The following is a 25,085-nucleotide window of genomic DNA, read 5'->3' on the forward strand; positions in this document are numbered from 1 at the left end:
TGCCACACTAGGCTCCCGGCAAACTCTTGCGAGCGCCGCGACTCGTTCTTGGACTAGATTTAAATCTCAACTCAATGCTTTCAGCTAGCGCCTGGAATTCCTCAAGATGTGCAGTGGAAGCCCTGGCGACAAGCGCAATCACTCTATTGGGAGTGGGCGGCGCTAATGGTCGAGCAAGCAATGTCGTTCCATTTAAAAGACCCCCTTTTATCGCCATCTCAGGAAGCAGCGCAATACCCATGCCGGATTCCACCATTTGCAATAGCGTGAGCAAGCTAGTTGCCTCCATACCGTCAACATTGCGAATATCAGAACGCTTGCAAGCCTGCATGGTGTGGTCTCGAAGGCAGTGCCCCTCTTCAAGTAATAGCAGTCTCTCCGCCATTTTGGTAGGTAGATGAATTTCCTTGCCTTTTAGTGCAGGATCATTCGCACCAGCAACTAGCCAAAACTCATCAATAAAGAGTTCCTTGACCAATAGACCGCTTGTGTCATAAGGCAATGCTATCAAAGCAAAATCAAGTTGATGGTCCGCTAAACGTGCCAATAGGTTTGCAGTTAAGTCCTCACGCAAAGCAATTTTGAGATCAGGGTAATGCACCCGAATATCCGGCAATACGTTTGGCAATAAGAATGGCGCAATTGTTGGAATCACGCCCAGTCGGACTGTCCCCGCCATTGATTGGCCAGATGCGCTCGCATACTCCACTAAATCTTGAGAGGAGGCCAAGATGATTTTTGCTCGCTCCAAAATTTCCAGACCAATCGGAGTGATGGCGACATTTTGTCTATCACGCTCTACCAGGCGAACACCCAAGACATCCTCCAGCTCTTTCAAGCCTGCACTAAGAGTGGATTGACCTACAAAGCAGACTTCAGCGGCCCTAGTGAAATTCAGCTCTTGAGCAACAGCCGCAAAATAACGAAGCTGACGCAATGAAGGTAGAGCAGCCATAATTTGGAGATGTCCCTATAATCAATTTATTAGATAAATAATATCATTCCTATCCACCATATAAATCACTATTTAGCCACTCATTGCAAAACATTCGGCTCTCAGCTATTAACTGCATTTGAATTTAAACTGCTCATAATCTTTCTCAGCAAGGAACCCAGATGAAAACTTGGCAATGTATTGTGTGTGGATTTAACTATGACGAAGCAAAAGGTTTGCCAGAGGAAGGTATTCCGCCTGGCACTGCTTGGGCAGATATTCCTGATGATTGGGAATGCCCGGACTGTGGCGTCGCAAAGTCCGATTTTGAAATGGTGCAAGTTTCTTAATTTAAATAAAACGCTATTCAATTAACTGCAGTATTAGGGAGTCCAGCCTTGGATCATCAAAAAGATTTATCTCAATCCGGCATTGTCATTATTGGTAGTGGTTTAGCCGGCTTTACAGTCATTCGCGAACTACGCAAACTGGACAAGACTGCGCCGATCACGCTAGTGACTCGCGAACCAGGCTACTTTTACTCAAAACCAATGCTCTCTACTGCGCTAGCTAGCAACAAGTCTGCGGAGCAATTGGTTTCTACCGATGCTACAGGTATGGCTACTCAGCTAGAGGTGACGATTTTGGGAGAAGCCGACGTATCAGCTATTGATACCGCCTCTCAGACCATTGAGACCTCTAAAGGAAAAATCTCCTATGGCAAGCTAGTGCTTGGCTTGGGCGCAGATCAAATCCGCTTACCGCTACAGGGTAATGCTGCCAAGGAAGTAATCACCGTAAATGACCTTGAGGAGTATGCCAAATTTCGTAAAGCGATTGAAGGCAAGAAACGCGTTGCCATACTAGGGGCCGGTCTGATTGGTTGTGAGTTTGCAAACGACTTGGTATTGGGATCTTACGAGGTAGACGTGATTGATTTGGCTCCACAAGCTTTAGGCCGCTTACTTCCTAATGAAGCAGCGCAAGCACTACAAGCCAAGTTAAGTGAAGCTGGTGTTCGCTGGCACTTTGGCACTACAGTGCAATCGATTGATCGCAATGGTGATTGCCTCACAATTACGCTCGCCAATGGTTCAACTATTACTAGCGATGTATTTCTATCGGCAGTAGGACTCAAACCTCGCATTGATTTAGCTCACGCCGCCGGTATTGCAACGGGCAATGGAATTACGGTTAACCGCCAGCTGGCGACTAGCGCTAAAAATGTTTTTGCTATCGGTGACTGCGCTGAAGTGGAGGGTCTAGTACTGCCGTACGTTATGCCAATCATGCAAGCGGCACGCGCTTTAGCACCAAACCTACTTGGACAAGAAGCCACCCTCACCTATCCTGCAATGCCGGTGATGGTCAAGACCCCCGCACTACCGACCATTGTTTCACCACCAGCCAAAGATGCAGTTGGCACTTGGAAAATTCTCCCCGTCGAAGGTGGGCTTGAGGCCCGCTTTGAATCTGGTGATGGTCAGTTGCTTGGCTTTGCTTTGCTAGGAACGGCAACAGCACAACGTGGCGCCCTCACAAAAGAGCTGCCGCCAATACTGCAATAGGAGAGACTCTAGGTAGGCCACCCCAATGATCTAGGGGATTTTTGGAATAAGAAAAGGCCCGCATCTGCGGGCCTTTTTCATGATCTACTGCGGTCTGTTTATGAAACGATTACAAACCAGGTTGTGTTGTGTGACTGAGCAACCATCAAAAATAACATTGGTACAGAAAGCATAGTGTTAAAGCGTGAGGTCAACATTGCAATGCGTGCAGACTTTGCTTTTACATCTGGCTCAACTGCAACGATACCTAAGGCACGTTTCTGGTTTGGCCAAATAATGAACCAAACGTTGAAAGCCATTACCAAAGCAATCCACATACCTAAACCGATCGCACGGAACGGAGCTTGTAAAGTAAATGCTTGATGAGCGTAACCATTCAATACGGCCAAGATTAAGCCACTTACAACGGTAAATAAGGCTGCCCAACGGAACCAAAATAATGCTGTCGGAGCAATCACTTTTCCAATCGCAGGTTTTTGCTCATCTGGAATTTTTGGCATGGAAGGAATCTGCACAAAATTGAAGTACCAAAGCAAACCAATCCACATCACACCAACCATCACGTGAATCCAGCGGAATAAAAATGGCAATTCAATTGAGCTGAGGTTTGCACCTAAAGCCAAAACAATTAAAACGAGAAGCACAAAGCCAGCTAAAACTGTGCGTCCCAATGAGGTCAAAATGGATGACATAAAGGTATCTCCTATGTATAAGAATTCGGTGTAACTATAAACGATTATGGTGTTTTTGTTTGAAGCTCCAATATGACTGTTTTACTGGGCTGTCCAGCCGCCATCCATATTCCAGGCCACTCCGCGTACTTCAGAGGCGTCAGGACCACAGAGGAACACAGCTAGTGCCGCCAATTGCTCTGGAGCCACAAATTCGCCTGAAGGCTGCTTCTCAGAAACCAGCGCTTTCTTGGCCTCCTCATTAGAAATCCCATCCCGCTCTGCGCGCGCATCTACCTGCTTTTGAACTAGAGGCGTCAAGACCCATCCAGGGCAAATTGCGTTACAAGTAATTCCGGTTTTTGCGTTCTCTAGTGCGGTCACCTTGGTTAAACCAACGATGCCATGCTTAGCTGCTACGTAGGCAGATTTTTGAATGGAGCCAACCAAGCCATGTACAGAGGCGATATTAATAATGCGACCCCAATTACGCTTTTTCATTCCTGGCAGAGCATGGTGAGAGGTATAAAAAGCTGAACTTAAGTTAATCGCAATGATGGACTCCCATTTGTCTGCTGGAAAGTCTTCAACATTAGCGGTGTACTGAATGCCTGCATTGTTCACCAAGATATCAAGTGATCCAAAACGTTTCTCAGTTTGAGCAATGAGATCTTCAATCTCGGCAGGCTTACTCATATCGGCACCGTGATAGTCGACTTCAACACCACAAGCTTTGATGGCAGCAATAGCAGCATCTTTCTCACCAAAGCCATTCACCATAATGTTGACGCCTTGTTTCGCCAATCCAATAGCCATTGCTAAACCAATGCCACTGGTTGAGCCGGTGACGAGAGCTGTTTTACCTTTTAAATGAGACATGTTCTTTTCGCTATATCAAGTTAATCATCAACCCCCAGTGGGGATTGATGTATGGTCAAAACTCGATGTTACAGGATGCGATACGCCCTTCGATACGGGGAATGCACTAATGAAGGCGAACTCTTCTTTACACCTTGCCAAGGGCCTTCAGAATCTTTTCACAGGTAATTGGCTGATCAAATACAGCGACATTAAAGGGCGCCAAAGCATCATTGATGGCATTCTGGACCGCTCCAGGAGCCCCAGCAGTACCAGCCTCACCAGCCCCTTTTGCCCCTAACTTGGATGACTGGGTTGGTGTCTCCACGTGAGCCACTTCAATATCAGGCATTTCATTTGCCATCGGCACCAAATAGTCCGCCATACTTCCATTGCGTAACAAACCGCTATCGTCATAGAGGCACTCTTCGAAAAGCACGCCTCCGATACCTTGAACGATTGCTCCACGTACCTGCTCATCAACCAACATCGGATTTAATACGCGACCGCAATCTTCAACTGCCCAATGCTTTAGCAGCTTCACAAATCCAGTATCAGGATCAACCTCAACGTAAGACGCCTGAACACCATTGGTAAAGATGAATGGATATTCTTTCTGGGTGTAATGACGTGTAACCATTAAGTCAGCAGAGAAACCCACCGGCAAGGTATCAGTACGGAAATAGCCAATCCGTCCGATCTCGCTAAACGGCAACAATTGCTCTCCACTAGACTTATCCAATACATGGCCGCGACGAACTGATAGCTCCTCAGGAGATCTATTCAAAATAGCGCCAGCTAGCTTCAGGATATTTTCTTGAAGCGCCTGGCAAGCGAGCAATACAGCCTCACCACCAACTCCAGCACCGCGAGAAGCCCAGGTGCCACCACCGTATGGAGTGACATCGGTATCGCCAGTAATGATGCGGACGTCTTTAATTGAGAGTCCCACGGCATCGGCAGCAATTTGCGCATAGATGCCTTCGGTACCCTGACCCTGCTCACCAACGCCGATCAAAATGGAAACCACTCCACTAGGATCTAAACGAGCGGAAGCCCCATCCTGAGAGGCAATGCGAGCACCACCCACGCCATAGAAGGCCGGACTTGGATTGGTTAACTCAATTAATGTAGCAAAGCCTATGCCGCGATAGATGCCTTTTTTGCGCAACTCAGCCTGCTCCTGACGCAATGCAGAATAGTCCATCATCTTTTCAATCGTGCGCAAACATTGCTCGTGGGATAGGACCTCTAACTTGATTCCAGAAATTCCAGAGCATGGATATGCGTCATCAGGAATTACATTGCGCTTACGAAACTCCAAGGGATCCATCTTTAACTTTTGCGCCGCCAAATCTACCAAGCCCTCAGTTACAGCGCAAGCAATTGGATGCCCCACTCCGCGGTATTGACATGTAGGCGTTTTATTCTGAAACACCACATTCAGCTTAGCTCTGTAATTTTGATGCTTATAGGGCCCGCCAACTAAGTTGACAACTTGATTGCCCTCAATCGCACTCGTTCTGGGGAACATAGAATATGGACCAATAGCAGTGAGATCGTCGATCTCAAACGCCAAAATATCACCCTCTTTATTTGCCGCAATGCGTCCTTTAATTCGATGCTCACGTGCGTGAATATCACTTGTAAATGATTCGAGGCGATCAGCTACAAATTTGACCGGGCGCTCCAACATCATCGCCAAGCCTACCGTTGCAAAGTCATCAGGATACGCGTGCACTTTAATGCCGAAGGACCCTCCCACGTCTTTACAAATAACATGGACATCAGACTCAGACAAGCCAAACTGACGGCAATATAAATCCTGCATCATATGTGGTGCTTGCTGCGAGTGATACACCGTCAAACGACGATCACCAGGGTTGTAGTCAGCAATTTGACAGCGAGGCTCTAAGGTCACACCAGTATGACGACCAAACCCAAAGGTAGCTTCTGCAACGACATCTGCCGTTGCAAACACCTCGTCAACCTGACCAACATCCAAGCTACGCGTAAAACACAGGTTGTCACCTAATTCAGGATGAATGACTGGCGTCTGGGGATCCAATGCGGTTTCCATAGAAACTACTGCGGGTAACTCTTCCCATTCCACATCAACTAATTGCAATGCGTCTTCTGCCTGTGCACGCGTCTCAGCAACAACGGCAACTACAGGCTCACCCTGCCAGCAAGCCCTATCAATTGCCAAAGCATATTGAGGGGCAGACTTCATGCCAGCGAGATGACCCAAGGTGGCAACCCATGGCTTGCAAAGCTCCGCCATCTTGACGCCGTCCACTATTGCTAGAACACCCGGCATTTTGCTTGCCTGTTCTGTATGAATTTTTCCAATTTTCATATGCGCTACTGGCGAACGCCAATAGACCACATGTCCCATTCTGGGTAATTGAATATCATCCACATAAGTACCCTGACCCTCGATGAGTCGACGCGCCTTATGTCTAGGTTCGCTATTACCAATGTAGCGTTGATCATTGGTAACTGGATCAAGCACTAATCCTTTGAGATCTGCTGGCTTATTCATAATGTTTTCCCAGTCTTCTTAAGCGAGGGCAACAACAGGTTTAATTTTTTCACCTTTGGCACGAGCTTCAAGCACGGCCATGATGGCATCTACTATGGAGTGGTAGCCAGTGCAACGGCAGTAATTGCCAGAGATCCATTCACGCACTTCTTCGCGCGTGGCTTTTGGTTGCTTTTCAACCAACTCTGCAGCTGCAAGCAGCATGCCTGAGGAGCAAAATCCACATTGCATTGCGTTATGACGCATAAAAGCTTCTTGAAGATCTGCCAATGCACCACTTTTAGTCAAGCCCTCAATCGTTTCCACTACACAGCCATCAGCTTGAACAGCCAGATATAAGCAGCCACGAATGATTTGACCATCCACCTTAACAGTGCAGGCACCACAAGCACCCTGCTCACACCCGAGGTGAGGCCCCTTTAAATGCAAATCTTCACGCAGAAAATCTACCAAATGGCGGCGCGGCTCAATTTCAGCATTGACTACCGAACCATTGACGGTCATCGTAATTTTTTTCTTTAAGCTCATCTCAATCTCCGAACTCGATTTATCTTGTATTAATTTTTATTAATTAAGCAATCAAATGCTTTAAGCCACGCTCTAACAAAACACCAATCAAATGCCGCTTTGTTTCTGCACTATTGGTGATATCTGCAATTGCATCAATTTCTGCTCTTGCAGCAGCAACTGCACTAGCAATCAGATCTTCATTCAGAGGCTTACCATCAATTAATGCTTGAGCCCTAGTTGCCATAACGGGTGTTGCACCAACTGAAAAGAAAGTGAAAGTGCAATCGCTCAGAACATTACCGACTTTATTGGCAACCAAGGCAAGTCCTGCAACCGCATAGTCCCCATGGCGACGAGCCAGCTCATGAAAATAAAAAACTTGATTGCTGCTTGCCACTGGAAATTCAGTTGCCACTAGAATTTCATCAGGCTCTAAGGAGGTGGTGTACAGATCAATAAAAAAGTCTTGAGCCGAAATACGACGTTCGCCAGCAGGGCCTGCAATCAACATCGTTGCATTGAGCGCCAAACTACAGGCGGGCCATTCAGCTGCAGGATCTCCGTAAGCCAGGGATCCGCCCCAAGTCCCTAAGTTACGGATCGCTCTGTGCGCAATGTGCGGTACGGCAGCCTTGAGGAGCGGAGCATGTTGTGCAATTAACTTCGAATCCTCAATCTCAGTATGGGTGACTAAAGCGCCAATGCGCAATTGCTCACCGATTACAGAAATTCCCTTGAGTTCATCTAGATGGGTAATGTCAATCAGAACACTGGGCTCAGAAAGACGCAGGTTGAGCGTAGCCAAAAGCGTCTGGCCACCGGCAATCAAACGGGCATCTTCACCCGCCTCAGCCAGTAAAGCTAAGGCTTCGCTCAGGGCCTTTGGTTTTGCATAATCAAATGCGGCTGATTTCATTACGTCTCCTCCACTACTTTTATATTTATATCGCCAAGCTTTATTCAGCCTGTGCGTCCGACTCTAGAGGCAGCACTTCGCCACCCAATTCTTTTGCAAAGCGCTGAAAAAAATCGTCCGCAATCTTTTTGGCTGAAGCACTAATAAGGCGCCCGCCAATTTGTCCCAGCTTGCCTCCAATAGAGGCCTCCGTTGTGTAGGAGATTAAGGTGCCACCATCAACGAGCTTTAATTCCACCCGTGAGCGCCCTTTTGCAAATCCTGCGGCACCACCAGACCCCTCAAATGCCATTGAACAGGATTGATCAGGAATAACGTCACTCAATAAGAGCTTCCCAGCAAATCTGGCTCTTACAGGCCCAATCTTGAACATCACCTTCGCATGGATCTCTTCAGGGGAAATGCGGCTAATCTCTTCACAACCAGGAATCGACTTGGCGAGAACATCGATATCGTTCAACCCTTTCCATACATCAGGGATTGGAGCCGCAATGAGTTGCTCGCCGTTTAATTCCATTACTTCTCCTTGGGGTTTGTACGAATAGAGTCTTATCTACCAATTGTTCAACAATGTACCATTATTTAACTTTTGGTCAATAAGGCCAAATTCGGATAAACCCTGACAACAATGAGTTTGGATCGAGATCGCAGCACCAGCAACAGTGACGCTACTGAAGTAGCTGCAACTGGTGCGCCTACTCGTCGCAGAATGAGTACGGCAGATCGTAAGCGCCAGATACTCGATCGTGCAATTCAGTACTTTGCGAAGCATGGGATTGATGGGCAACTCAGGAACCTCACAAAAGGTCTGGGCGTTACCCATACTCTGCTTTACCACTACTTCCCCACTAAGGACGCTTTAATCAAAGCCGTCTATGAAGATGTCTTTGAGTCCCGCTGGAAGTCTGAATGGGAGCAACTTTTAGACGATAAGACTCTTTCACCAGAAGAAAAATTCAACGCCTTTTATATCGACTACTCCAATACTGTACTCACCTATGATTTCGTGCGCATCCTTATATTCTCAGGCTTGAGTGACCACTCCATCAGCGACAGATTCTTTGAACTATTGCGTGACCGCCTCCTGCCTCGACTCATACGAGAAACCCGCAAACACTGTGGTCGCACCAACCGCGGGAAGCCTTCGCAGCGGGAGTTGGAGTTTTTAATGGGCCTGCATGGTGGCATCTTTTATATCGGGATGCGTCGCTGGATTTATGGCCAAGCAATCTACGACTCCGGAAACCCCAATACAGAGCAAGAAATCATTCAAGATCGAATTAGCTCTTACCTCAACTCAGCAAAAACTTTATTTTCTACTGGTAAAAAATAATATGACGAACCTCAGCCTGAATCATTTCTCAATCCGCAGCCTCGAGATTGAAAAGACCACGCAGTTTTACAGTGAAGTACTTGGCTTGACCGTGGGGCCACGCCCAGAGTTTCCATTTCCAGGAGTCTGGCTTTACAACGGGGATGAAAATGATTGGGCCAATGCAGTATTGCACCTCATTGCGATTGATAAGAATGATCCCAATGGCTTAAAACAATACCTCGGGGAGCGCGACCCTAGTTCACTCTTTGGTTCTGGGGCGGTCGATCACATTGCCTTCTTTGCCAAAGGCTTGGAAGCAAAGCTTATACAGCTTGAAAAGTTAGGCGTTCCTTGCAGACAGCGGACAGTGCCCGTATTGCAGTTACACCAAATCTTCTTAGATGACCCTAATGGGATCGTGATTGAATTGAATTACCCTGCTGCAGAAAAAGTAGCATTGGATGCCAAGACCGTATAAGTCAAATGGCAAAAATTCTAGTCATCGGTGGATCTCTTGGAGGCTTATTTGCAGCCAATATATTGCTGCGCCAGGGTCACGATGTCACGCTACTAGAAAAAGCGGTTGGCTCTCTTGATGGCAGAGGCGCCGGCATTGTGACACACGATGCACTCGCAGATGCTTTGCGTGAATCGGGTATTGCTATTGATGACGGCCTGGGAGTTGCTGTATCGAAGCGCGTTACCTTGGGCGCAGATGGGGAAAGCTTGGGTGAAATGCCACTCCCTCAAATTCTGACTTCATGGAGTCGCCTGTATCACCTACTGAAGGAAAATTTTCCAAGTGAGCGCTACTTACAAGGTAAGAATGTAAAAAAAGTTACTCAGGATTCCAGCGCTGTACAGGTGCTTTGCGAGGATGGTAGCGCTTATGAGGCAGAGCTATTAATTGCATCAGATGGCATACGCTCCGCGGTCAGATCTCAAGTAGCGCCAGAGATTCAGCCTGAATATGCTGGCTATATTGCGTGGCGCGGTGTTTGCGATGAAAGCCATCTCTCGAATTACACGCTTGAAACACTCTTTAATTACTTTGGATTCTGCCTGCCCAATGGCGAGCAAATGCTGGGCTACCCAGTCGCAGGATCTGGTAATGACACTAGACCAGGTAAGCGACGCTATAACTTTGTATGGTATCGACCCGCCTCGGAAGACAATGAGCTCGTCAAACTCTTAACGGATGCAGATGGCCACCACTACCCAACAGGTATCCCACCACTAAAAGTATCTTGGAGGCATATTGCTGAGATGCGAACGATTGCTCGCGAGATTTTGGCACCTCAATATGCAGAAATTTTGGAAAAAACTGCTTCACCATTTTTGCAGGCAATTTACGATGTTCGCTCTGAGCAAATTGTCTTTGGAAGAATTGCCTTAATGGGTGATGCAGCCTTCGTTGGCCGCCCCCATGTCGGCATGGGCGTTACCAAGGCGGGTGATGAAGCTATGGTGATTGCACGGCACATTGCACAACTGGGGGCAACTCCAGCTGCACTTCAAGCCTACAGTAAAGAACGATTGCAGCTTGGGCAACAAGTAGTTGCCAGGGCTCAGTACCTTGGGCGTTACATGCAGGCACAGGGGAGCAAGGGTACCCGAGATAGCAGTAGCCTAAGAAGAAATGCAGATACGGTAATGGCAGAAACTGCTATCGATATCAGCGTGTTACTTGCAGAAGGAAAAGCGGTTCCAGAGTCGTATTAATCATCAGATGTAGATTTAAGCTTTACTAGAAACATTCAGTTAAGATTTATGAAACAAAAAGTATTCTTATTCACAAACTGTTTTAAATGGAGGAGACAACCATGAAACAAAAAGTAACGAATCAAACCAGAAGAAAAATGTTGATCGGCGGAGCTGCGGCAGCAAGCACCCCGCTTTGGATGAATATGGCAAATGCCCAATCGGACACCATTAAGATTGGCTTCCCTACACCGCTAACGGGCCCCTTCTCTGCCGAAGCACAGGATCAAGTTAAAGCAGCTGAATTAGCCATCAAAGAATTCAATGATGCAGGCGGCTTTAATGGACGCAAAGCTGAACTCTTAGTTCGTGATGACAAGCTGAATCCAGGTGAAGCTGCAACACGTACTCTGGAGTTAATTGAAAAAGATAAGGTGAACTTTGTTGTGGGTTCACTGTCAGCCGCAACTCAGCTCTCCATTAATGCTGTTTGTAAAGAGCGCAAGGTACTCTTCAATTCCATCAGCCAGTCTGATGCGATTAACGAGGCGAAAGATTGGAGCGTATATACATTCCATGAAGCGTTGAACCCAACCATGACAGCTGGTGCAGTAGCCCGGTACTCTATTCCCCGTTTTGGTAAGAAGATCGTATTCTTGACGGCTGACTATGCTTATGGCCACGAGATGGTTCGCGCTTTTGAGCGTGCCGGCAAGGAGATGGGCGCCACTACTTTGGCAGATATTCGCCATCCATTAGGCGCATCCGATTACTCTGCATTCTTGCCACGCATCAAGGCATTAAATCCAGATATTTTGGTGCTCTGTAACTTTGGTCGTGACCTTGTGAACGCAGCTAAGCAATGCACAGACTTTGGCTTGAAGTCCAGCATGAAAATTGTTACCCCTGTTCTGCTCTATACAGCACGCTTGGCTGGTGGCCCAGAAGCGTTCGAGGGAATTATCGGCGGCACTTCGTATTATTGGGGTCTCGAGGATCGCATCCCAACAGCCAAAACATTTAATGATGCATTCCGCAAAATGTATAACGGCTCAGTACCTTCCGACTACGGTGCACTAGGTTACGCTGGAGTAAAAACTGTTCTTGCCGCGGTCAAGGTTGCTAAATCTACCGACACAATGAAAGTGGTCAATGCTCTAGAGAATCTCAAGTACGACTTTTACAAAGGTCCTGAGTACTATCGCAAGTGTGACCATCAGGCTGTTCAAACGGTCATCATCGTTGAGTCCAAATCAAAGAATATGAAAGATAAGTATGACGTCTTCAATATTCTGACAATCGAACCAACAACCGAGAAGAATATGCGTAGTTGCGCGGAGCTAGGCCACAAGGCTTAAATCTGAAATTTCAGGACAGATCAACTGATTTGTCCTGGACCCTCCCCCGATGCCTTTGGCTGAAGGGGAGTTTTTCTGAGTACATATATGACCGGCCTTACATTTGAACTTCTCTGCATGCAGTTACTGACAGGTATTGCCCTGGGCAGTATCTATGCACTTCTAGCATTGGGCTTATGCCTTATTTTTGGCATGCTGAATGTTGTCAATTTTGCCCATGGCGCCTTCTTCATGGTTGGTGCATTTATGGGCGTCTATTTCTTAGGTGTAACAGGTAACTTTTGGTTTAGCTTAATTCTTACGCCAATTGCCACTGGAGTACTTGGATTACTGACTGAGCGATTCTTGGTGAGACCACTCTACGGACGTGGCATTGACTATCCGCTACTTCTGACTTTTGGTTTGTCTTATGTGTTGATAGAAGCAATGCGCGTCACCTTTGGTATCGAGGGCCTGCCTTCTGTTACCCCCGATGGACTTAAAGGCACTCTAGACGTTGGTATTGGCTTCTTTCCTAAGTACCGCCTCTTTCTTATCGCTGCTACAGCCCTCATTATTTTCGCAGTTTGGTTTTTTATTCAAAAGACGCGCTATGGTCTGATTATTAAAGCTGGTGCTGCTGACCAAGAGATTGTCAAAGTACTTGGGGTGGATATCGCCAAGGTATGGTTGATGGTGTTCGGACTAGGTTGCGCGATCGCTGGCCTCTCCGGAATATTGGCCTCACCAACCCGCTCCGTAAACCCAGAAATGGGCATTCCAATCTTGGCAGAATCATTTGTTGTCACAGTAGTTGGAGGCATGGGTTCACCAGTAGGTGCTGTTGTTGCCGGCTTGTTAGTTGGCGTGGTTTACAGCATGACTTCGCTGTTTTTCCCCGACCTCTCTGAACTGTCTATTTTTATTTTGATGGCGGTAGTGCTCTTAATACGACCACAAGGCTTATTTGGTAAAGCGGGGGCAATGGGCTAATCCCCGAACTATTTATGAAATCATTTTTCCAACTCATTGCACGTCATCGCGTGCTAGCAAGCAGTCTCTTATTGATGATTTTTCCCTTCATCATGCCGTACGAAGCACTTGCTATCAACATTTTGATCTTTGGCTTATTCGCCATGGGATTTAATCTCTTGTTTGGCTATATGGGCTTACTGTCCTTTGGTCATGCGGCCTTTCTTGGAATTGGTAGCTATCTCACTGGTATCAGCATCGTTCACTACACCTTGCCCTGGGGCACTGCAATTCTGGTGGGCGTTATTGGTGCCGCTATCGGCGGACTGATTATGGGTTTTCTGGCAATCCGCACCAGGGGCATCTACTTCTCCATGGTTACGCTCGCATTAGGTCAAATCGTGTTCTATTGTTTTTACAAGGCTGAAAGCTTAACTGGTGGCGAAAATGGCCTAAGGGGAGTGCGTGTTGACTCCTTCAATATTTTGGGTATGCCAGTTGACTTTCTCAACCCGCTTGTGAAGTACTACATCATTCTCTTTTTTGTAGTCATCGCTATCTGGCTCATCTCTCGAATCCTGAGCTCACCTCTTGGTGCAGTCATGGAAGCGATTCGTGAGAACGAGAAGCGTGCAGCTGCCTGCGGATTTGATGTAGCCCGCACAAAACTGTTGGTATTTGTACTTTCTGCTGCAATCTGCGGCCTAGCAGGTTCATTGCGCGCTCTGCATCTCTCGATTGTTCCAATAGATTCACTCCACTATCTTCAGTCTGGACAGGCAGTCATGATGAGTATCTTGGGCGGTATGGGCACCTTCTTTGGACCATTTGTTGGCGCTGCTGTCATGCTCTATCTAGAGGATGTAGTGACTACCTTCACCAAGCATTGGATGGCAGTCATCGGCCTGATCTTTATGTTCTTTGTTCTGTTCTTCCCTAAGGGAATCTGGGGAACCATCTTGAGCAAGCTAAACCTCAATCAGGATTTGAAATAATGAGTAGCTCAAACCAAACCCCTATTCTTGAGGCTCGCAATGTCAGTAAGAGCTTTGGGAAATTTAAGGCCCTGCAAGATGTTTCCACTACATTTATGCCAGGCTCCCTCACCGCAATCATTGGCCCCAATGGTGCTGGAAAGAGTACATTCTTTAATGTCCTCAGCGGCGCCTTTCCCCCTTCTAGCGGTCAGATCCTATTTAACGGCAAAGATATTACCGGTATGCAGCAATACGAATTTGCACGCATCGGCATCTCTAAGAGTTTTCAAATTACCAATGTATTTAAACAGTTAACCGTTCACGAAAATGTACGGGTTGCTGCGCAAATGGAAACTGCGCGCTATAACTTTTTACGTAATGCACAAAGTTACCCAGGGCCAATAGAGCTTGCAGATCAACTCTTGCGCCGTGTCAATTTAGAACACCTCAGGAATAAAAAAACAGGTGACCTGGCTCACGGTCAACAGCGTGCTTTAGAAATTGCGATGGCCCTTGCTTGCAACCCAAGCCTTCTACTACTTGATGAACCAACTGCCGGCATGTCTCCTGAAGAAACCCTCGTCATGATGGATCTCATTCGTACACTTGCAAATGAGAGAACGGTTATTTTGGTTGAGCACAAGATGAAACTCATCATGGGTTTATGCAAGCGCATCATCGTTCTTCATCACGGTGAGTTTTTAGCTGAAGGCACTCCTGAAGAAATTCAAAATAATGCAGAGGTACGACGTGTGTACCTAGGCCAAGGTTAACGAAGGTTTATATATGTTGCGCATTGAAAATTTAAATGCTTGGTATGACCGAAGCCATGTTCTGCAAGGCGTCTCTTTAGAGGTAAATAAGGGTGAAATTGTTACCTTAATGGGTCGTAACGGGGCTGGAAAGACAACTACCCTTCGCTCATTAATGGGGCTACTCTCAAAAAGAGAAGGTAAAGCCTTCATTGATGGCACCTCTTTTTTAGAGCTTGCAGCCCATGAGCGCTATCACCTGGGTCTAGCATATGTCCCGGAAGATCGACGCATTGTTCCAGGACTTACTGTTAAAGAAAATTTGGAGTTGGGCCTGATTGCGCAAAAAAGCCGTGGTGACCTGAGTGCCATGGTTGATGAAATCGCTGAAACCTTTCCTCGCCTAAAGGAGAGATTGCAACAAGATGGAACCTCCATGTCGGGTGGCGAGCAGCAGATGCTAGCAATTGCGCGCGCCATGATTGCTAAGCCCAAAGTGATCCTCTTGGATGAGCCATCAGAAGGCATCATGCCGGTATTAGTTGAGGAAATGTTTGAACTCTTTGCCAAACTTAAGCAGCAGGGCTTAACAATTCTTTTGGTTGAACAAAATGTTCAGCAAGCGCTCAAGATTTCAGACAGAGCCTACATTCTTGATCAAGGAGAAATTGTTTTCCATGATACAGCCCAGAATCTGTTGAACAATGATGAGATTCAACAAAAGTACTGCGCTGTTTAATCCTTTTTACGACTACTTAAATGATGTGAAGCCAATGGCCTATCTGGTGCCACACGCTTGTAGGCACTAAGGTTAGTAACCAGGTCATAGTGAGATAACGTAATAGCTTGCCAATACACATATAGATCAAGCAAGGCGCCCAAGGCAGCCTAAGCCACCCAGCAGCCAAGCACAGAGGATCACCAAAACCAGGAAGCCAAGACAAAAGAAGCATCTTAGGCCCCCGCTCCTCCAACCAACGCTGCATTCTGCCGCTAGAGGGACCTTTTAATGACTCAAAGCTGTTACGACTGAGTACACCAAGCCACCAGTCCAGCATACCCCCTAAGGTATTGCCAATGGTGGCAACAATGATGGCAATCCAATATAAATGGGGGTTGACTGAAACATAGCCAAATAGGATGGGCTCCGAACCTACAGGCAGTAAAGTTGCTGACACAAAAGCACTAATGAATACCGCTGGTAAACCAACCGATGGCATACCAAAGAAGTCGAAGAACTGGACCAGCATTTGCTCCATTAATTAAGGGATCTCGAAAGGTTGGTAAGCAAAGACTTGGTCATCCCCCAAGTATGCCCCAAGCGCTTTCAAGAACGATAATCAGGAGGCTTGGTGACGCTATTTATGAGTCGCCCGCAATTCTGAATTCTTGCTTAAACTGTGGGTATTAGCCCATTCATTAACCACCATTTTTATAGATATCCACATGAATCACCCGATCCCCAAGCCAGACCAATACCAAGACATGCGCGAGGCCTTACGTGACCTCTGCGGTAGTTTTGACTCCGCCTATTGGCAAAAAGTGGATCATGAACGAGCATACCCAGAGGCCTTTGTAGATGCGATGGCACAAGCTGGCTGGTTAGCAGCCCTGATACCAGAAGAATATGGTGGCTCTGGCTTAGGTCTTGCTGAAGCCTCCGTCATCATGGAAGAAATTAATTTCTCTGGCGGTAATGCAGGCTCTTGTCACGGTCAGATGTACAACATGGGTACCTTGCTTCGCCACGGCTCGGATATCCAGAAGAAACTCTACTTACCCAAGATCGCTACTGGAGAATTACGCCTCCAAAGCATGGCAGTTACCGAACCCACGACCGGTACCGACACCACTAAGCTCAAAACCACTGCTGTCAAAAAAGGTGACAAGTATGTGGTGAACGGTCAAAAGGTTTGGATCTCCCGTATCCAGCATTCTGATTTGATGATTTTGCTAGCACGCACCACCCCACTCGCTGAGGTAAAGAAAAAATCAGAGGGCATGTCAATCTTTATCGTCAATCTCAAGGATGCGATTGGCAAAGGCATGGAGATTCAACCCATTGCCAATATGGTGAACCACGAAACTAATGAAGTCTTCTTTGATAACTTAGAAATTCCTGCTGAGAATTTAATCGGGGAAGAAGGTCAAGGCTTTAAATACATCTTGGATGGACTTAATGCAGAGCGTGTTCTGATTGCCGCTGAGTGTATTGGAGATGCTTATTGGTTTGTAGATAAGGCTCGTCGCTACGCAAATGAACGCGTGGTATTTGATCGACCCATTGGCAAGAACCAAGGCATTCAATTTCCAATTGCAGATTCGTATATTGAAACTGAAGCAGCCAATCTGATGCGCTTTAAGGCTTGCGAGCTATTTGATGCCAAGCAAGCTTGTGGCGCTGAATCCAATATGGCCAAGTACTTAGCTGCCAAAGCCTCGTGGGAAGCTGCAAACGTGTGCCTGCAAACCCATGGCGGCTTTGGTTTTGCTAATGAATATGATGTTGAACGCAAGTTCCGAGAAACCCGTCTCTACCAAGTGGCTCCAATCTCCACCAACTTAATCTACTCTTATGTAGCCGAGCATATTCTAGGGCTTCCGCGTTCTTTCTAATGAGATCTTTTGATTAATACAGTTTTGGATATGTAATTACATGAGTATTCGGCCTCTAGATGGCATTACCGTAGTTTCTTTAGAACACGCTATTGCAGCCCCATTTTGTACACGCCAATTGGCAGATTTGGGTGCACGTGTAATCAAGGTAGAAAGGCCTGGTGCTGGAGACTTCGCCCGCGCCTATGATGAGCGCGTCAATGGGATGTCCTCTCACTTCACTTGGGTCAATCGCTCCAAAGAAAGTTTGACCTTAGATCTCAAACAAGCTTCAGCATTAGCAGCCCTCAAGGCACTCCTCAAAACAGCGGATGTATTAGTGCAGAACTTAGCGCCCGGTGCAGCTGCGCGTATGGGACTGACTGCAGAGCTCTTGCAAAAAGATAATCCAGGTTTGATTTTGTGCGACATCTCAGGCTATGGAAATAATGGTCCTTATCGAGATAAGAAAGCTTACGATCTCCTAATTCAAAGTGAGGCTGGATTTTTATCAGTGACTGGCACTCCAGAAACACCCAGTAAGGCTGGCAACTCGATTGCCGATATTGCTGCAGGCATGTACGCCTATACCAACGTATTGGCTGCGCTACTGCAAAGAGGTAAGACTGGAAAAGGGTCCACTATCGATGTCTCAATGCTGGAGTCTTTAGGCGAATGGATGAGCTACCCGCTTTACTACGCGTATGAAGGTGCTACACCACCCCCTCGCAATGGTGCATCCCATGCCACAATTTATCCCTATGGTCCCTTTAAAGCTGGCGACGGTGGTACTGTAATGCTGGGTCTACAAAACGACCGTGAGTGGGTTTTATTCTGCGAAGTAGTGCTCGAGAATCAAGCTCTAGCCAAAGATGAGCGCTTTGATAAAAACTTTAAACGCAATGAAAAGCGCGATGAACTGCTCTCGATCATTGATGCCTGCTTTAGTCAGCTGACTACTGAACAGGTGATTGCAAAGCTAGATAAGGCCCAAATTGCAAATGCTCGCCTCAACGATATGCTGGGCTTATGGAATCACGAACAACTTAAAGCTCGAGATCGTTGGGTACAAGTTGGTTCGCCTGTAGGCTCCATTCCAGCCATGCTACCTCCTGGCACCAATGACAGCTACGACTACCGCATGGATGAAATCCCATCGGTAGGTCAACACACCAATGCAATCTTAGGTGAACTTGGTATTGCCGCGAGCGAGATTGAGGCTATGCGAGCGCAAGGAGCAATTTAAAGCAAGGGTGAGGCTAAGTGCGCAGCGTTCTCTAGCAAGACGCGCCACCGTGGTCGCTTAGCCCAGCTTACTGGATTCACCATATCTGATTGAGCCAAGTAGGAGTCAATCAAAGTTTCGAGTTTGGCGCAAAACTCATCGTTATATACGATTAAGCTAATTTCAAAATTAAGACGCAAGCTGCGTTGATCGAAATTGACTGAACCAAAGATCGCTACACGCTTATCTATTAATAAGCTCTTCGTATGCAATAGGCCGCCATGAAATTCAGCGATATTGACACCAGCACTCATGAGATCAGCATAAAAGCTGCGGCTACTCCAAGCGACCAATGTGGAATCATTTAATTTAGGAACAATGAGGGTTACATTAACGCCCCGACCTGCAGCTGCCATCAAGGCCTGAATCAAACCATCGTCTGGGCCAAAGTATGGCGTCGTAATAGTGAGCTCCTCACGCGCATCCATGATGGCTGAGAGTAGAACCTGATACAAGATATCGTCGCGATAGACAGGGCCGGATGAAAACTCTTGAGCCAATACCTTGCCTTCCAATTGACTAGAGGCCGGCATAACTTCGGTGAAGTGTGTAATTTTAGGGTTATCTACACTCCAGTCAAATGAGAATGTCAGCTCAAACTGCGATGCAACTGGGCCTTCAATTCTGACCATGGCATCCACCCACTCACCTACGCCCGAGTCCTGCTTGAAAGTGCGCGGATCCACCATATTCATACTGCCAGTCCACACGATGGTGTTATCAATCACGAATATCTTACGATGCAGTCTTAAGTCGGCACGCCGAAATTGAAAGCGGCCAACCTGAATTGGCAAAGCTTCTGTGACCTCGATACCAGATTTTCTGAAGCGACTTGGCCAGGTAGATTTAAACCAGTCTTTACTACCCAAGGAGTCCAATAACACCTTGCAAGCAACACCGCGTTGAGCAGCAGCAATTAAGGCTTCGCCAACCCGATCCGCGTCTCCACCTAAAGCCCATATATAGAACTCTAAATGCAGTGTTTTCTTTGCTTGATTAATCTCATCAATGAAATACTGCAAGATCTTCAGGGAGCTGGTGAATAATTCAATCTGATTACCTGCGATTACCGGCGAGCCATTCATTGACTCGGCTAAGAGACTTAAGGCTCTGCCTTCAGTTGGGAGTAATTGCCTATCAGCCTGATAGCGCTTGCGCATAGTCTCAGTAATGGCAGCGTACTCTTTGTCCATACGAATAATTTTCCGAGTGAGCTTGCGACCAACAGGGCGCTCACCAATCAAAATATATAAACTAATTCCAATCAATGGAAAGAGAATCACAATCAAAAACCAGGCAAGCACAACGCCTACTGGTCTTCTGACGGAGATCAATCTAAATCCGAATAGGATCACAATAATGGCATGTGCTATCGGAACCCAAATGAAGGAGAAGCCAAAAATAGACCCCAGTAGATAATTTAATACGCTCATATGATTTCCAGTTCTGCTGCAATACCTAAGTGATCTGATAATTTCAGCCATTCATGCAACACTTCTGCAGAATGGATTTTTAAACCCCGCACATAAATTCGATCCATCGCAAGCATTGGCTTCACACTGGGGAAGGTTTTTGCGGGGGCGCCAGTAAGTGCTTCAAAGACTTCACTAAAACCAGCCGCTCGCATCGGGGCGCTCACGCGATTCCGCCAATCATTAAAGTCCCCAGCCACAATTGTTGGGCCACCATTCGCCAGTGAATCAATGTAGCGAATGATCTCATCTAATTGACGCTCACGCCCTCTTTCAAATAGAGCGAGATGCACGCAAAAACAATGGATCGGCGTTGGCACACCCTCTAATTGAGTAATGCTGTGAAGTAAGCCGCGCCTTTCAAATCGATAAGCAGAGATATCGTAGTTCTCGCCCTTATGCAAAGGTCTTTTAGAAAGGATCGCATTGCCATGATGCCCATCGGGATACTCGACGTTTTTACCGTAATGCCAATCATGCCAAAAGTCTTCCGAAAAAAAATGAGTTAACTCCGTCAATGGCCACTGACCAAATCGTCGAATGCGGCCGCGATGCTCCTGTTGAAGTTCCTGCAGAAAAAGTAAATCTGGATGGTGGCTACGCATTTTTTGACGAAGCTCGTAAATAGTAGATTTTCTATGTAAGGGAGAAAGACCCTTATGCACATTGATTGTCATGACACTAAATCGACCTAACTGCACTTGCGTCATTAAAACTGCCCCGCAGCGCGTTGTCGCCTTACACGCGCCAAATAAATTTCACCTTCAACTAAATCCTGGCATTGCATGCACTTATTGCAAATCGAGGCCTGCTCACGCAACTCATCAATGGAGTCGATCGGATGCTCGTCGAGATATTCACGAAGATCGACATCGAGGACCTCATTACAGAGGCAAATGACTTCAGCCATGAGTTAAAAAAGGGAAATTGTTTGCATTTATGCCATTTTGCCATTGCCTTGCTAGAATCAAGCCCATGTTTACGACCTTTCAGGACGCCCTCACACTTCTCACGCACTTAGATGCCGGGGTAATTGGGATCGTTTTAGTCTCCCTTCAGGTTAGCTTGTCGGCACTCCTGCTCGGCACCCTCATTGGTCTGCCCTTGGGAGCGGTTTTAGCAACCGAAGAATTCATTGGCAAAAAGACGATCACAGTTACCTTAAATACCCTTATGGGCGTTCCGACAGTCATCGTAGGCGTTGTGGTTTACCTCTTACTCTCCCGAACAGGGCCTTTAGGTGTCTGGGGATGGCTTTTTACGCCCAAAGGCATGATCCTCGCCCAAACACTACTCACAACCCCCTTAATAGCCGCCCTAAGCCGCCAAATTCTGGAAGATTCCTGGAGAATTCATAGAGACTCATTTATGGCTCTTCGCTTGCCCAGACTTTCTTCACTGAAATGGCTGATCTGGGACTGCCGTTTTTCCCTGACAATTGCCGTGCTGGCTGGACTGGCTAGAGCAATATCCGAGGTCGGAGCGGTCATGATTGTCGGTGGCAATATTGACCATTACACGCGCACCATGACCACAGCAATTGCGCTTGAAACTAGTAAGGGCGACCTCCCCCTAGCACTTGCCCTGGGCATTGTTTTGCTTGGCATAGTGCTGTTAGCAAATCTCTTCACATTTGCAGTCCGTCAAGTTGCGGAGCGTCGCTATGGTTAATGCCAACGAACAATTTGCACAATTCATTGAATTAAAAGACATCATCGTCAAAAGTAATGGGCGAGTCATCTTGGATATTCCCCATGCCTTAATCCCTGCTGATCGCATTTGCGCCTGCATTGGGCCCAACGGCGCTGGAAAGACGACCTTATTAAAACTGTTGGATGGCTTGATTAAGCCCGATTCAGGCACGGTGGATTATTCATGTGGGAATAACCGCTCATCTTTGGTGCTGCACCACACACCCATGATTAAAGCCTCAGCAAGAACCAATCTTGCTATGGTGAGGGACTCAGATTCTTCTATTGGTTCAATCCAAATTGATGAAGTCATTGAGCAGATTGGCTTAGGTCATCTTGCCAACAGTCCTGCCCACAAACTATCAGCAGGTGAAAGACAAAAGCTTTGTCTTGGGAGAGCCATTTTGCAAAAACCCAATTTAGTTTTACTCGATGAGCCTACAGCCAATCTTGATCCAAACACCACTGAGCAAGTTGAAGAAATCATTCGTCATTTTCAGAGCAATGGCACGAATGTGATTTTTACTTCACATCAGCTTGCGCAAGTACAAAGGTTGGCTGAATACATCGTCTTCATCGATCAGGGTCAGATAAAAGAAAAAGGACCCGTAGGTCCTTTCTTTGCTGATCCTCAGACTCAAGCAGCTAAGCGCTACTTACATCAAGAGTTACTTTCAGACTAATTACTTTGCTGCTGGTGCTGGCGCAGGAGCTGCAGCTGCAGCTGCTGCCACTGGTGCCACGAATGGTGGCGGAGCTACACAAGCTGCTGGAGCTGGAGTGCCAGGTACTCTAAATTGGTCGGCCACTCGATTTTGCGCCTGGCATAACTTGAATGCACCAACCTTATCTCCATATGCAGTCTTAGCTTTTGCCAAGGTTGCAGCCTCTTGAGCTTCAGGCGTTAAAGGTGGCAAGGCGGCAAATGCAGCCGCGGTTGCAAATGAACAGAGTGTGAAAGCGATGATTTTTTTCATGGCTTTGTCCTTATTTATTAATCTTGTTGTACCAAATTTCATGGTGTTCTTTAGCCCAAGTTGCATCAACGTAGCCAGTCTTCATACCATCGATTGAACCCTGCATACCAACTGTACCGATGTAGATATGACCCATCGCCATTGCTGTCATCAAGATAGCAGCAGAGCTATGAATGATGTTAGCCAACTGCATAGTGCCGCGCAAGTATTGGATATCCATGAATGGAACGATCATGTCGAGCACAAATCCTGAGGCAGAAATAATCAAGCCTAGGAATACCATGCCAAACCAGAACCAGAACTTCTCACCAAAGTTAAAGAAACCAGCTGGCACATGCTTACCAGAGAAGATTCCACCGAATGACATCAACCAAGCCATATCGCCTTCTCCAAAAATGTTCTTACGAACAAAGAGGAAGAAGAAAATGACAATGCTTAATGTGAACAATGGACCAGTGAAATTATGGATGTTTTTGCAAAGCATCAAGAATGCGCCGTAAGCCGCACCACCCATCAATGGCATTGCAAAGAACTTGCCGTACAAAATCAAAAGGCCAGTAAATGCAAGAGCAATAAAGCTAAATGCCATAGTCCAGTGAGTGAGACGATCAAAGCCATTAAAACGCTTAATCTTTGTACCAGATAAAGGCTCATGCAACTTGATTGGGCCTTTAACCATATACATTGCAATCACACCGAAGAATGCAAGTGCAAGCAACCAGCCGCCATACACAGTAATCACACCATTACGAATCAAGCGCCATTGCTGACCAGAGCGCTGAATCAATACACTTGCCTCTTTATCAGGAATGCTGACGTAGTTGTAAGGATCGCTGTTAGCTGTATCCCAGATAGCACCCTCTTTTGGAGCTGTATTTGCTGGCTGTGATTGAGCTTGAGTTCCATTAGGAATCGCATTGAGATTTTTTGGAATATCAATTCCACTTGGTGATGGCAATGGTTGCATTGGCGCGCGATCGGCCAAGCTCACACCACTCAATAAGCTAAGTGATACACCCAGGGCCAGCAACCATGAGCGACTAACACTTGAAAATGATCGATTCATACAAATATCCTTAAACGTTTTCGTTTTATTTATTGTTGTTTAACTGATCACTTAGCGCGTGAATACTCAGATTGTTTCTGATTGCGCTTGTTAATCGCCTCCGTCCAACTAGCTTGATCACCCGGAGTCCAGCCCTTTGTCATAAATCCATTGTCAGCACCCATGTAAGGGGCTACGTCAGGACGCTTTGCAGCTTTCGCTGCAATTTCAGGAGGCTCTGAGCAGGCAACCAAGAAAGCACCAGCCGCTAAACATAAACCGAGAGTTTTGAAATTCAATTTCATGACTTTGCTCCTGGAATTTTGTCAGCAGGTGTTGGTTTAGGTGCAGGTGATCCTGAAGGACCATAAGCTGTTGACCAACCAAAGATGTCGTTACTTGGGTATCTGCCATTCGCTTCACGAACTGATACTCGTTTAGCGTAAATTGAAGAAATCACTTCGTCATCGCCACCAATCAATGCCTTGGTTGAACACATCTCGGCACATAAAGGCAACTTACCTTCAGCCAAGCGGTTACGGCCATACTTCTCAAACTCAGCAACGCTACCGTTTGCTTCTGGACCACCACTACAGAATGTGCACTTGTCCATCTTGCTGCGGGAACCAAAGGCACCCTTGCTCAGGAACTGAGGAGCACCAAATGGGCAGGCAAAAGAGCAGTAACCACAACCGATACAGATGTCTTTGTCATGCAATACGACACCTTCATCGGTACGGTAGAAGCAATCCACTGGACAGACAGCCATACAAGGCGCATCTGAGCAGTGCATACAAGCAACTGATACAGATTTCTCTTGGCCAATTACGCCGTCATTCACCGTTACAACGCGGCGACGAGTAATACCCCAAGGTACTTCGTTATCGTTTTTACAAGCTGTGACACAGCCGTTGCACTCAATGCATCGTTCTGTATCGCAAATAAATTTCATTCTTGCCATGAT

General features: G+C 46.7%; 29 protein-coding genes. 14 read left to right on the top strand and 15 right to left on the bottom strand.

The genetic code is table 11. The features are described from left to right. Positions 1–7: 7 nt before the first annotated feature. A complete protein-coding gene (locus FD971_RS06270; protein WP_215333413.1) occupies positions 8–955 on the bottom strand; it encodes a hydrogen peroxide-inducible genes activator in 948 nt (315 codons plus the stop codon). A gap of 161 nt (positions 956–1,116) precedes the next feature. Between FD971_RS06270 and FD971_RS06275 the strand changes: the two genes are divergently transcribed. Both FD971_RS06275 and FD971_RS06280 read left to right on the top strand, forming a co-directional pair. Next, on the top strand, positions 1,117–1,284 hold the full coding sequence (locus tag FD971_RS06275; RefSeq protein WP_215333414.1) for a rubredoxin: 168 nt from the start codon (positions 1,117–1,119) through the stop codon (positions 1,282–1,284). A gap of 48 nt (positions 1,285–1,332) precedes the next feature. Further along, entirely contained in the window at positions 1,333–2,502 is a 1,170-nt protein-coding gene (locus FD971_RS06280) for an NAD(P)/FAD-dependent oxidoreductase (RefSeq protein WP_215333415.1), read from the top strand. 98 nt (positions 2,503–2,600) lie between these two features. Here the strand turns inward: FD971_RS06280 and FD971_RS06285 are convergent, their stop codons facing one another. From FD971_RS06285 to FD971_RS06310, 6 genes are all read right to left on the bottom strand, one after another. After that, entirely contained in the window at positions 2,601–3,194 is a 594-nt protein-coding gene (locus FD971_RS06285; protein ID WP_215333416.1) for a urate hydroxylase PuuD, read from the bottom strand. An 81-nt stretch (positions 3,195–3,275) separates the two neighbouring features. After that, on the bottom strand, positions 3,276–4,052 hold the full coding sequence (locus tag FD971_RS06290) for a 3-hydroxybutyrate dehydrogenase (RefSeq protein WP_215333417.1): 777 nt from the start codon (positions 4,050–4,052) through the stop codon (positions 3,276–3,278). 127 nt (positions 4,053–4,179) lie between these two features. Continuing rightward, positions 4,180–6,576, bottom strand: a complete 2,397-nt coding sequence (locus FD971_RS06295) for a xanthine dehydrogenase family protein molybdopterin-binding subunit (protein ID WP_215333418.1) — start codon at positions 6,574–6,576, stop codon at positions 4,180–4,182. An 18-nt stretch (positions 6,577–6,594) separates the two neighbouring features. Beyond that, a complete protein-coding gene (locus FD971_RS06300; RefSeq protein WP_015421339.1) occupies positions 6,595–7,104 on the bottom strand; it encodes a (2Fe-2S)-binding protein in 510 nt (169 codons plus the stop codon). Positions 7,105–7,147: 43 nt separating this feature from the next. After that, positions 7,148–8,002 carry a xanthine dehydrogenase family protein subunit M gene (locus FD971_RS06305; RefSeq protein ID WP_215333419.1) on the bottom strand — a complete coding sequence of 285 codons (855 nt, stop codon included), beginning with the start codon at positions 8,000–8,002 and terminating at the stop codon, positions 7,148–7,150. 40 nt (positions 8,003–8,042) lie between these two features. After that, complete coding sequence (locus FD971_RS06310) at positions 8,043–8,519, bottom strand: CoxG family protein (RefSeq protein ID WP_215333420.1); 477 nt, start codon at positions 8,517–8,519, stop codon at positions 8,043–8,045. A gap of 111 nt (positions 8,520–8,630) precedes the next feature. On the opposite strand from FD971_RS06310, the gene FD971_RS06315 reads away from it, so the two are divergent. The 8 genes from FD971_RS06315 to FD971_RS06350 all read left to right on the top strand — a co-directional run bounded on the left by FD971_RS06315 (position 8,631) and on the right by FD971_RS06350 (position 15,795). Further along, a complete protein-coding gene (locus FD971_RS06315) occupies positions 8,631–9,335 on the top strand; it encodes a TetR/AcrR family transcriptional regulator (RefSeq protein WP_215333421.1) in 705 nt (234 codons plus the stop codon). Position 9,336: 1 nt separating this feature from the next. After that, positions 9,337–9,795 carry a VOC family protein gene (locus tag FD971_RS06320; RefSeq protein WP_215333422.1) on the top strand — a complete coding sequence of 153 codons (459 nt, stop codon included), beginning with the start codon at positions 9,337–9,339 and terminating at the stop codon, positions 9,793–9,795. A gap of 5 nt (positions 9,796–9,800) precedes the next feature. Then, positions 9,801–11,039 carry an FAD binding domain-containing protein gene (locus FD971_RS06325; RefSeq protein ID WP_215333423.1) on the top strand — a complete coding sequence of 413 codons (1,239 nt, stop codon included), beginning with the start codon at positions 9,801–9,803 and terminating at the stop codon, positions 11,037–11,039. Between the two features lie 101 nt (positions 11,040–11,140). Beyond that, positions 11,141–12,376, top strand: coding sequence for an ABC transporter substrate-binding protein (locus FD971_RS06330; RefSeq protein ID WP_251368597.1), 1,236 nt, complete (start codon positions 11,141–11,143; stop codon positions 12,374–12,376). Positions 12,377–12,463: 87 nt separating this feature from the next. Next, positions 12,464–13,348 carry a branched-chain amino acid ABC transporter permease gene (locus tag FD971_RS06335; RefSeq protein ID WP_215333424.1) on the top strand — a complete coding sequence of 295 codons (885 nt, stop codon included), beginning with the start codon at positions 12,464–12,466 and terminating at the stop codon, positions 13,346–13,348. 14 nt (positions 13,349–13,362) lie between these two features. Then, on the top strand, positions 13,363–14,322 hold the full coding sequence (locus FD971_RS06340) for a branched-chain amino acid ABC transporter permease (RefSeq protein WP_215333425.1): 960 nt from the start codon (positions 13,363–13,365) through the stop codon (positions 14,320–14,322). Further along, complete coding sequence (locus tag FD971_RS06345; protein WP_215333426.1) at positions 14,322–15,077, top strand: ABC transporter ATP-binding protein; 756 nt, start codon at positions 14,322–14,324, stop codon at positions 15,075–15,077. The genes FD971_RS06340 and FD971_RS06345 overlap by 1 nt, the downstream gene beginning before the upstream one ends. A gap of 13 nt (positions 15,078–15,090) precedes the next feature. Beyond that, on the top strand, positions 15,091–15,795 hold the full coding sequence (locus FD971_RS06350; protein WP_215333427.1) for an ABC transporter ATP-binding protein: 705 nt from the start codon (positions 15,091–15,093) through the stop codon (positions 15,793–15,795). 16 nt (positions 15,796–15,811) lie between these two features. On the opposite strand, the gene FD971_RS06355 is transcribed toward FD971_RS06350, so the two are convergent. After that, the gene (locus tag FD971_RS06355) at positions 15,812–16,315 is read right to left on the bottom strand and encodes a YqaA family protein (RefSeq protein WP_215333428.1); all 504 of its coding nucleotides are present in this window, start codon (positions 16,313–16,315) and stop codon (positions 15,812–15,814) included. Positions 16,316–16,502: 187 nt separating this feature from the next. Here FD971_RS06355 and FD971_RS06360 point away from each other — a divergent pair, with 187 nt between their 5' ends. Further along, on the top strand, positions 16,503–17,672 hold the full coding sequence (locus FD971_RS06360; protein WP_215333429.1) for an acyl-CoA dehydrogenase family protein: 1,170 nt from the start codon (positions 16,503–16,505) through the stop codon (positions 17,670–17,672). A 40-nt stretch (positions 17,673–17,712) separates the two neighbouring features. Further along, positions 17,713–18,897 carry a CaiB/BaiF CoA-transferase family protein gene (locus FD971_RS06365; RefSeq protein ID WP_215333430.1) on the top strand — a complete coding sequence of 395 codons (1,185 nt, stop codon included), beginning with the start codon at positions 17,713–17,715 and terminating at the stop codon, positions 18,895–18,897. On the opposite strand, the gene cls is transcribed toward FD971_RS06365, so the two are convergent. The 3 genes from cls to FD971_RS06380 are packed head-to-tail and all read right to left on the bottom strand — an operon-like array spanning position 18,894 to position 21,318. Further along, positions 18,894–20,369, bottom strand: coding sequence for a cardiolipin synthase (gene cls, locus FD971_RS06370; RefSeq protein ID WP_215333431.1), 1,476 nt, complete (start codon positions 20,367–20,369; stop codon positions 18,894–18,896). The genes FD971_RS06365 and cls overlap by 4 nt on opposite strands. Further along, positions 20,366–21,118 (bottom strand): endonuclease/exonuclease/phosphatase family protein, encoded by a 753-nt coding sequence (locus FD971_RS06375; protein ID WP_215333432.1) that lies wholly within the window; start codon positions 21,116–21,118, stop codon positions 20,366–20,368. Before FD971_RS06375 ends, cls begins: the two co-directional genes overlap by 4 nt. Continuing rightward, complete coding sequence (locus FD971_RS06380) at positions 21,118–21,318, bottom strand: hypothetical protein (protein WP_215333433.1); 201 nt, start codon at positions 21,316–21,318, stop codon at positions 21,118–21,120. The genes FD971_RS06375 and FD971_RS06380 overlap by 1 nt, the downstream gene beginning before the upstream one ends. Positions 21,319–21,383: 65 nt before the next feature. Between FD971_RS06380 and FD971_RS06385 the strand changes: the two genes are divergently transcribed. Both FD971_RS06385 and FD971_RS06390 read left to right on the top strand, forming a co-directional pair. Beyond that, the gene (locus FD971_RS06385) at positions 21,384–22,079 is read left to right on the top strand and encodes an ABC transporter permease (protein ID WP_215333434.1); all 696 of its coding nucleotides are present in this window, start codon (positions 21,384–21,386) and stop codon (positions 22,077–22,079) included. Next, positions 22,072–22,782, top strand: a complete 711-nt coding sequence (locus FD971_RS06390) for an ATP-binding cassette domain-containing protein (protein ID WP_215333435.1) — start codon at positions 22,072–22,074, stop codon at positions 22,780–22,782. Before FD971_RS06385 ends, FD971_RS06390 begins: the two co-directional genes overlap by 8 nt. On the opposite strand, the gene FD971_RS06395 is transcribed toward FD971_RS06390, so the two are convergent. Genes FD971_RS06395 through fdh3B form a run of 4 tightly spaced genes read right to left on the bottom strand, consistent with a single transcriptional unit; the run spans position 22,783 to position 25,082 of the window. Beyond that, positions 22,783–23,076, bottom strand: coding sequence for a hypothetical protein (locus FD971_RS06395; RefSeq protein WP_215333436.1), 294 nt, complete (start codon positions 23,074–23,076; stop codon positions 22,783–22,785). A gap of 10 nt (positions 23,077–23,086) precedes the next feature. Beyond that, positions 23,087–24,142 (bottom strand): formate dehydrogenase subunit gamma, encoded by a 1,056-nt coding sequence (locus FD971_RS06400; RefSeq protein ID WP_215333437.1) that lies wholly within the window; start codon positions 24,140–24,142, stop codon positions 23,087–23,089. Between the two features lie 47 nt (positions 24,143–24,189). Next, positions 24,190–24,426: a hypothetical protein gene (locus FD971_RS06405; RefSeq protein ID WP_215333438.1), complete on the bottom strand. Its 237-nt coding sequence runs from the start codon at positions 24,424–24,426 to the stop codon at positions 24,190–24,192. After that, positions 24,423–25,082 (bottom strand): formate dehydrogenase FDH3 subunit beta, encoded by a 660-nt coding sequence (gene fdh3B, locus FD971_RS06410; RefSeq protein WP_215333439.1) that lies wholly within the window; start codon positions 25,080–25,082, stop codon positions 24,423–24,425. Before fdh3B ends, FD971_RS06405 begins: the two co-directional genes overlap by 4 nt. Positions 25,083–25,085 lie beyond the last annotated feature (3 nt).

The sequence above is a fragment of the Polynucleobacter sp. AP-Ainpum-60-G11 genome (genome assembly GCF_018688375.1).
GTDB lineage: Bacteria > Pseudomonadota > Gammaproteobacteria > Burkholderiales > Burkholderiaceae > Polynucleobacter.

What these genes read in the sequence shown, in the direction of transcription:
- FD971_RS06405 (WP_215333438.1), bottom strand. Translation starts at nt 24,426, where the DNA reads ATGAAATTGAATTTCAAAACTCTCGGTTTATGTTTAGCGGCTGGTGCT.
- FD971_RS06350 (WP_215333427.1), top strand. Translation starts at nt 15,091, where the DNA reads ATGTTGCGCATTGAAAATTTAAATGCTTGGTATGACCGAAGCCATGTT.
- FD971_RS06355 (WP_215333428.1), bottom strand. Translation starts at nt 16,315, where the DNA reads ATGGAGCAAATGCTGGTCCAGTTCTTCGACTTCTTTGGTATGCCATCG.
- FD971_RS06320 (WP_215333422.1), top strand. Translation starts at nt 9,337, where the DNA reads ATGACGAACCTCAGCCTGAATCATTTCTCAATCCGCAGCCTCGAGATT.
- FD971_RS06315 (WP_215333421.1), top strand. Translation starts at nt 8,631, where the DNA reads ATGAGTTTGGATCGAGATCGCAGCACCAGCAACAGTGACGCTACTGAA.
- FD971_RS06390 (WP_215333435.1), top strand. Translation starts at nt 22,072, where the DNA reads ATGGTTAATGCCAACGAACAATTTGCACAATTCATTGAATTAAAAGAC.
- FD971_RS06275 (WP_215333414.1), top strand. Translation starts at nt 1,117, where the DNA reads ATGAAAACTTGGCAATGTATTGTGTGTGGATTTAACTATGACGAAGCA.
- FD971_RS06325 (WP_215333423.1), top strand. Translation starts at nt 9,801, where the DNA reads ATGGCAAAAATTCTAGTCATCGGTGGATCTCTTGGAGGCTTATTTGCA.
- FD971_RS06285 (WP_215333416.1), bottom strand. Translation starts at nt 3,194, where the DNA reads ATGTCATCCATTTTGACCTCATTGGGACGCACAGTTTTAGCTGGCTTT.
- FD971_RS06360 (WP_215333429.1), top strand. Translation starts at nt 16,503, where the DNA reads ATGAATCACCCGATCCCCAAGCCAGACCAATACCAAGACATGCGCGAG.
- cls (WP_215333431.1), bottom strand. Translation starts at nt 20,369, where the DNA reads ATGAGCGTATTAAATTATCTACTGGGGTCTATTTTTGGCTTCTCCTTC.
- FD971_RS06290 (WP_215333417.1), bottom strand. Translation starts at nt 4,052, where the DNA reads ATGTCTCATTTAAAAGGTAAAACAGCTCTCGTCACCGGCTCAACCAGT.
- FD971_RS06340 (WP_215333425.1), top strand. Translation starts at nt 13,363, where the DNA reads ATGAAATCATTTTTCCAACTCATTGCACGTCATCGCGTGCTAGCAAGC.
- FD971_RS06395 (WP_215333436.1), bottom strand. Translation starts at nt 23,076, where the DNA reads ATGAAAAAAATCATCGCTTTCACACTCTGTTCATTTGCAACCGCGGCT.
- FD971_RS06345 (WP_215333426.1), top strand. Translation starts at nt 14,322, where the DNA reads ATGAGTAGCTCAAACCAAACCCCTATTCTTGAGGCTCGCAATGTCAGT.
- FD971_RS06335 (WP_215333424.1), top strand. Translation starts at nt 12,464, where the DNA reads ATGACCGGCCTTACATTTGAACTTCTCTGCATGCAGTTACTGACAGGT.
- FD971_RS06380 (WP_215333433.1), bottom strand. Translation starts at nt 21,318, where the DNA reads ATGGCTGAAGTCATTTGCCTCTGTAATGAGGTCCTCGATGTCGATCTT.
- FD971_RS06385 (WP_215333434.1), top strand. Translation starts at nt 21,384, where the DNA reads ATGTTTACGACCTTTCAGGACGCCCTCACACTTCTCACGCACTTAGAT.
- FD971_RS06305 (WP_215333419.1), bottom strand. Translation starts at nt 8,002, where the DNA reads ATGAAATCAGCCGCATTTGATTATGCAAAACCAAAGGCCCTGAGCGAA.
- fdh3B (WP_215333439.1), bottom strand. Translation starts at nt 25,082, where the DNA reads ATGGCAAGAATGAAATTTATTTGCGATACAGAACGATGCATTGAGTGC.
- FD971_RS06330 (WP_251368597.1), top strand. Translation starts at nt 11,141, where the DNA reads ATGAAACAAAAAGTAACGAATCAAACCAGAAGAAAAATGTTGATCGGC.
- FD971_RS06365 (WP_215333430.1), top strand. Translation starts at nt 17,713, where the DNA reads ATGAGTATTCGGCCTCTAGATGGCATTACCGTAGTTTCTTTAGAACAC.
- FD971_RS06375 (WP_215333432.1), bottom strand. Translation starts at nt 21,118, where the DNA reads ATGACGCAAGTGCAGTTAGGTCGATTTAGTGTCATGACAATCAATGTG.
- FD971_RS06295 (WP_215333418.1), bottom strand. Translation starts at nt 6,576, where the DNA reads ATGAATAAGCCAGCAGATCTCAAAGGATTAGTGCTTGATCCAGTTACC.
- FD971_RS06400 (WP_215333437.1), bottom strand. Translation starts at nt 24,142, where the DNA reads ATGAATCGATCATTTTCAAGTGTTAGTCGCTCATGGTTGCTGGCCCTG.
- FD971_RS06310 (WP_215333420.1), bottom strand. Translation starts at nt 8,519, where the DNA reads ATGGAATTAAACGGCGAGCAACTCATTGCGGCTCCAATCCCTGATGTA.
- FD971_RS06300 (WP_015421339.1), bottom strand. Translation starts at nt 7,104, where the DNA reads ATGAGCTTAAAGAAAAAAATTACGATGACCGTCAATGGTTCGGTAGTC.
- FD971_RS06270 (WP_215333413.1), bottom strand. Translation starts at nt 955, where the DNA reads ATGGCTGCTCTACCTTCATTGCGTCAGCTTCGTTATTTTGCGGCTGTT.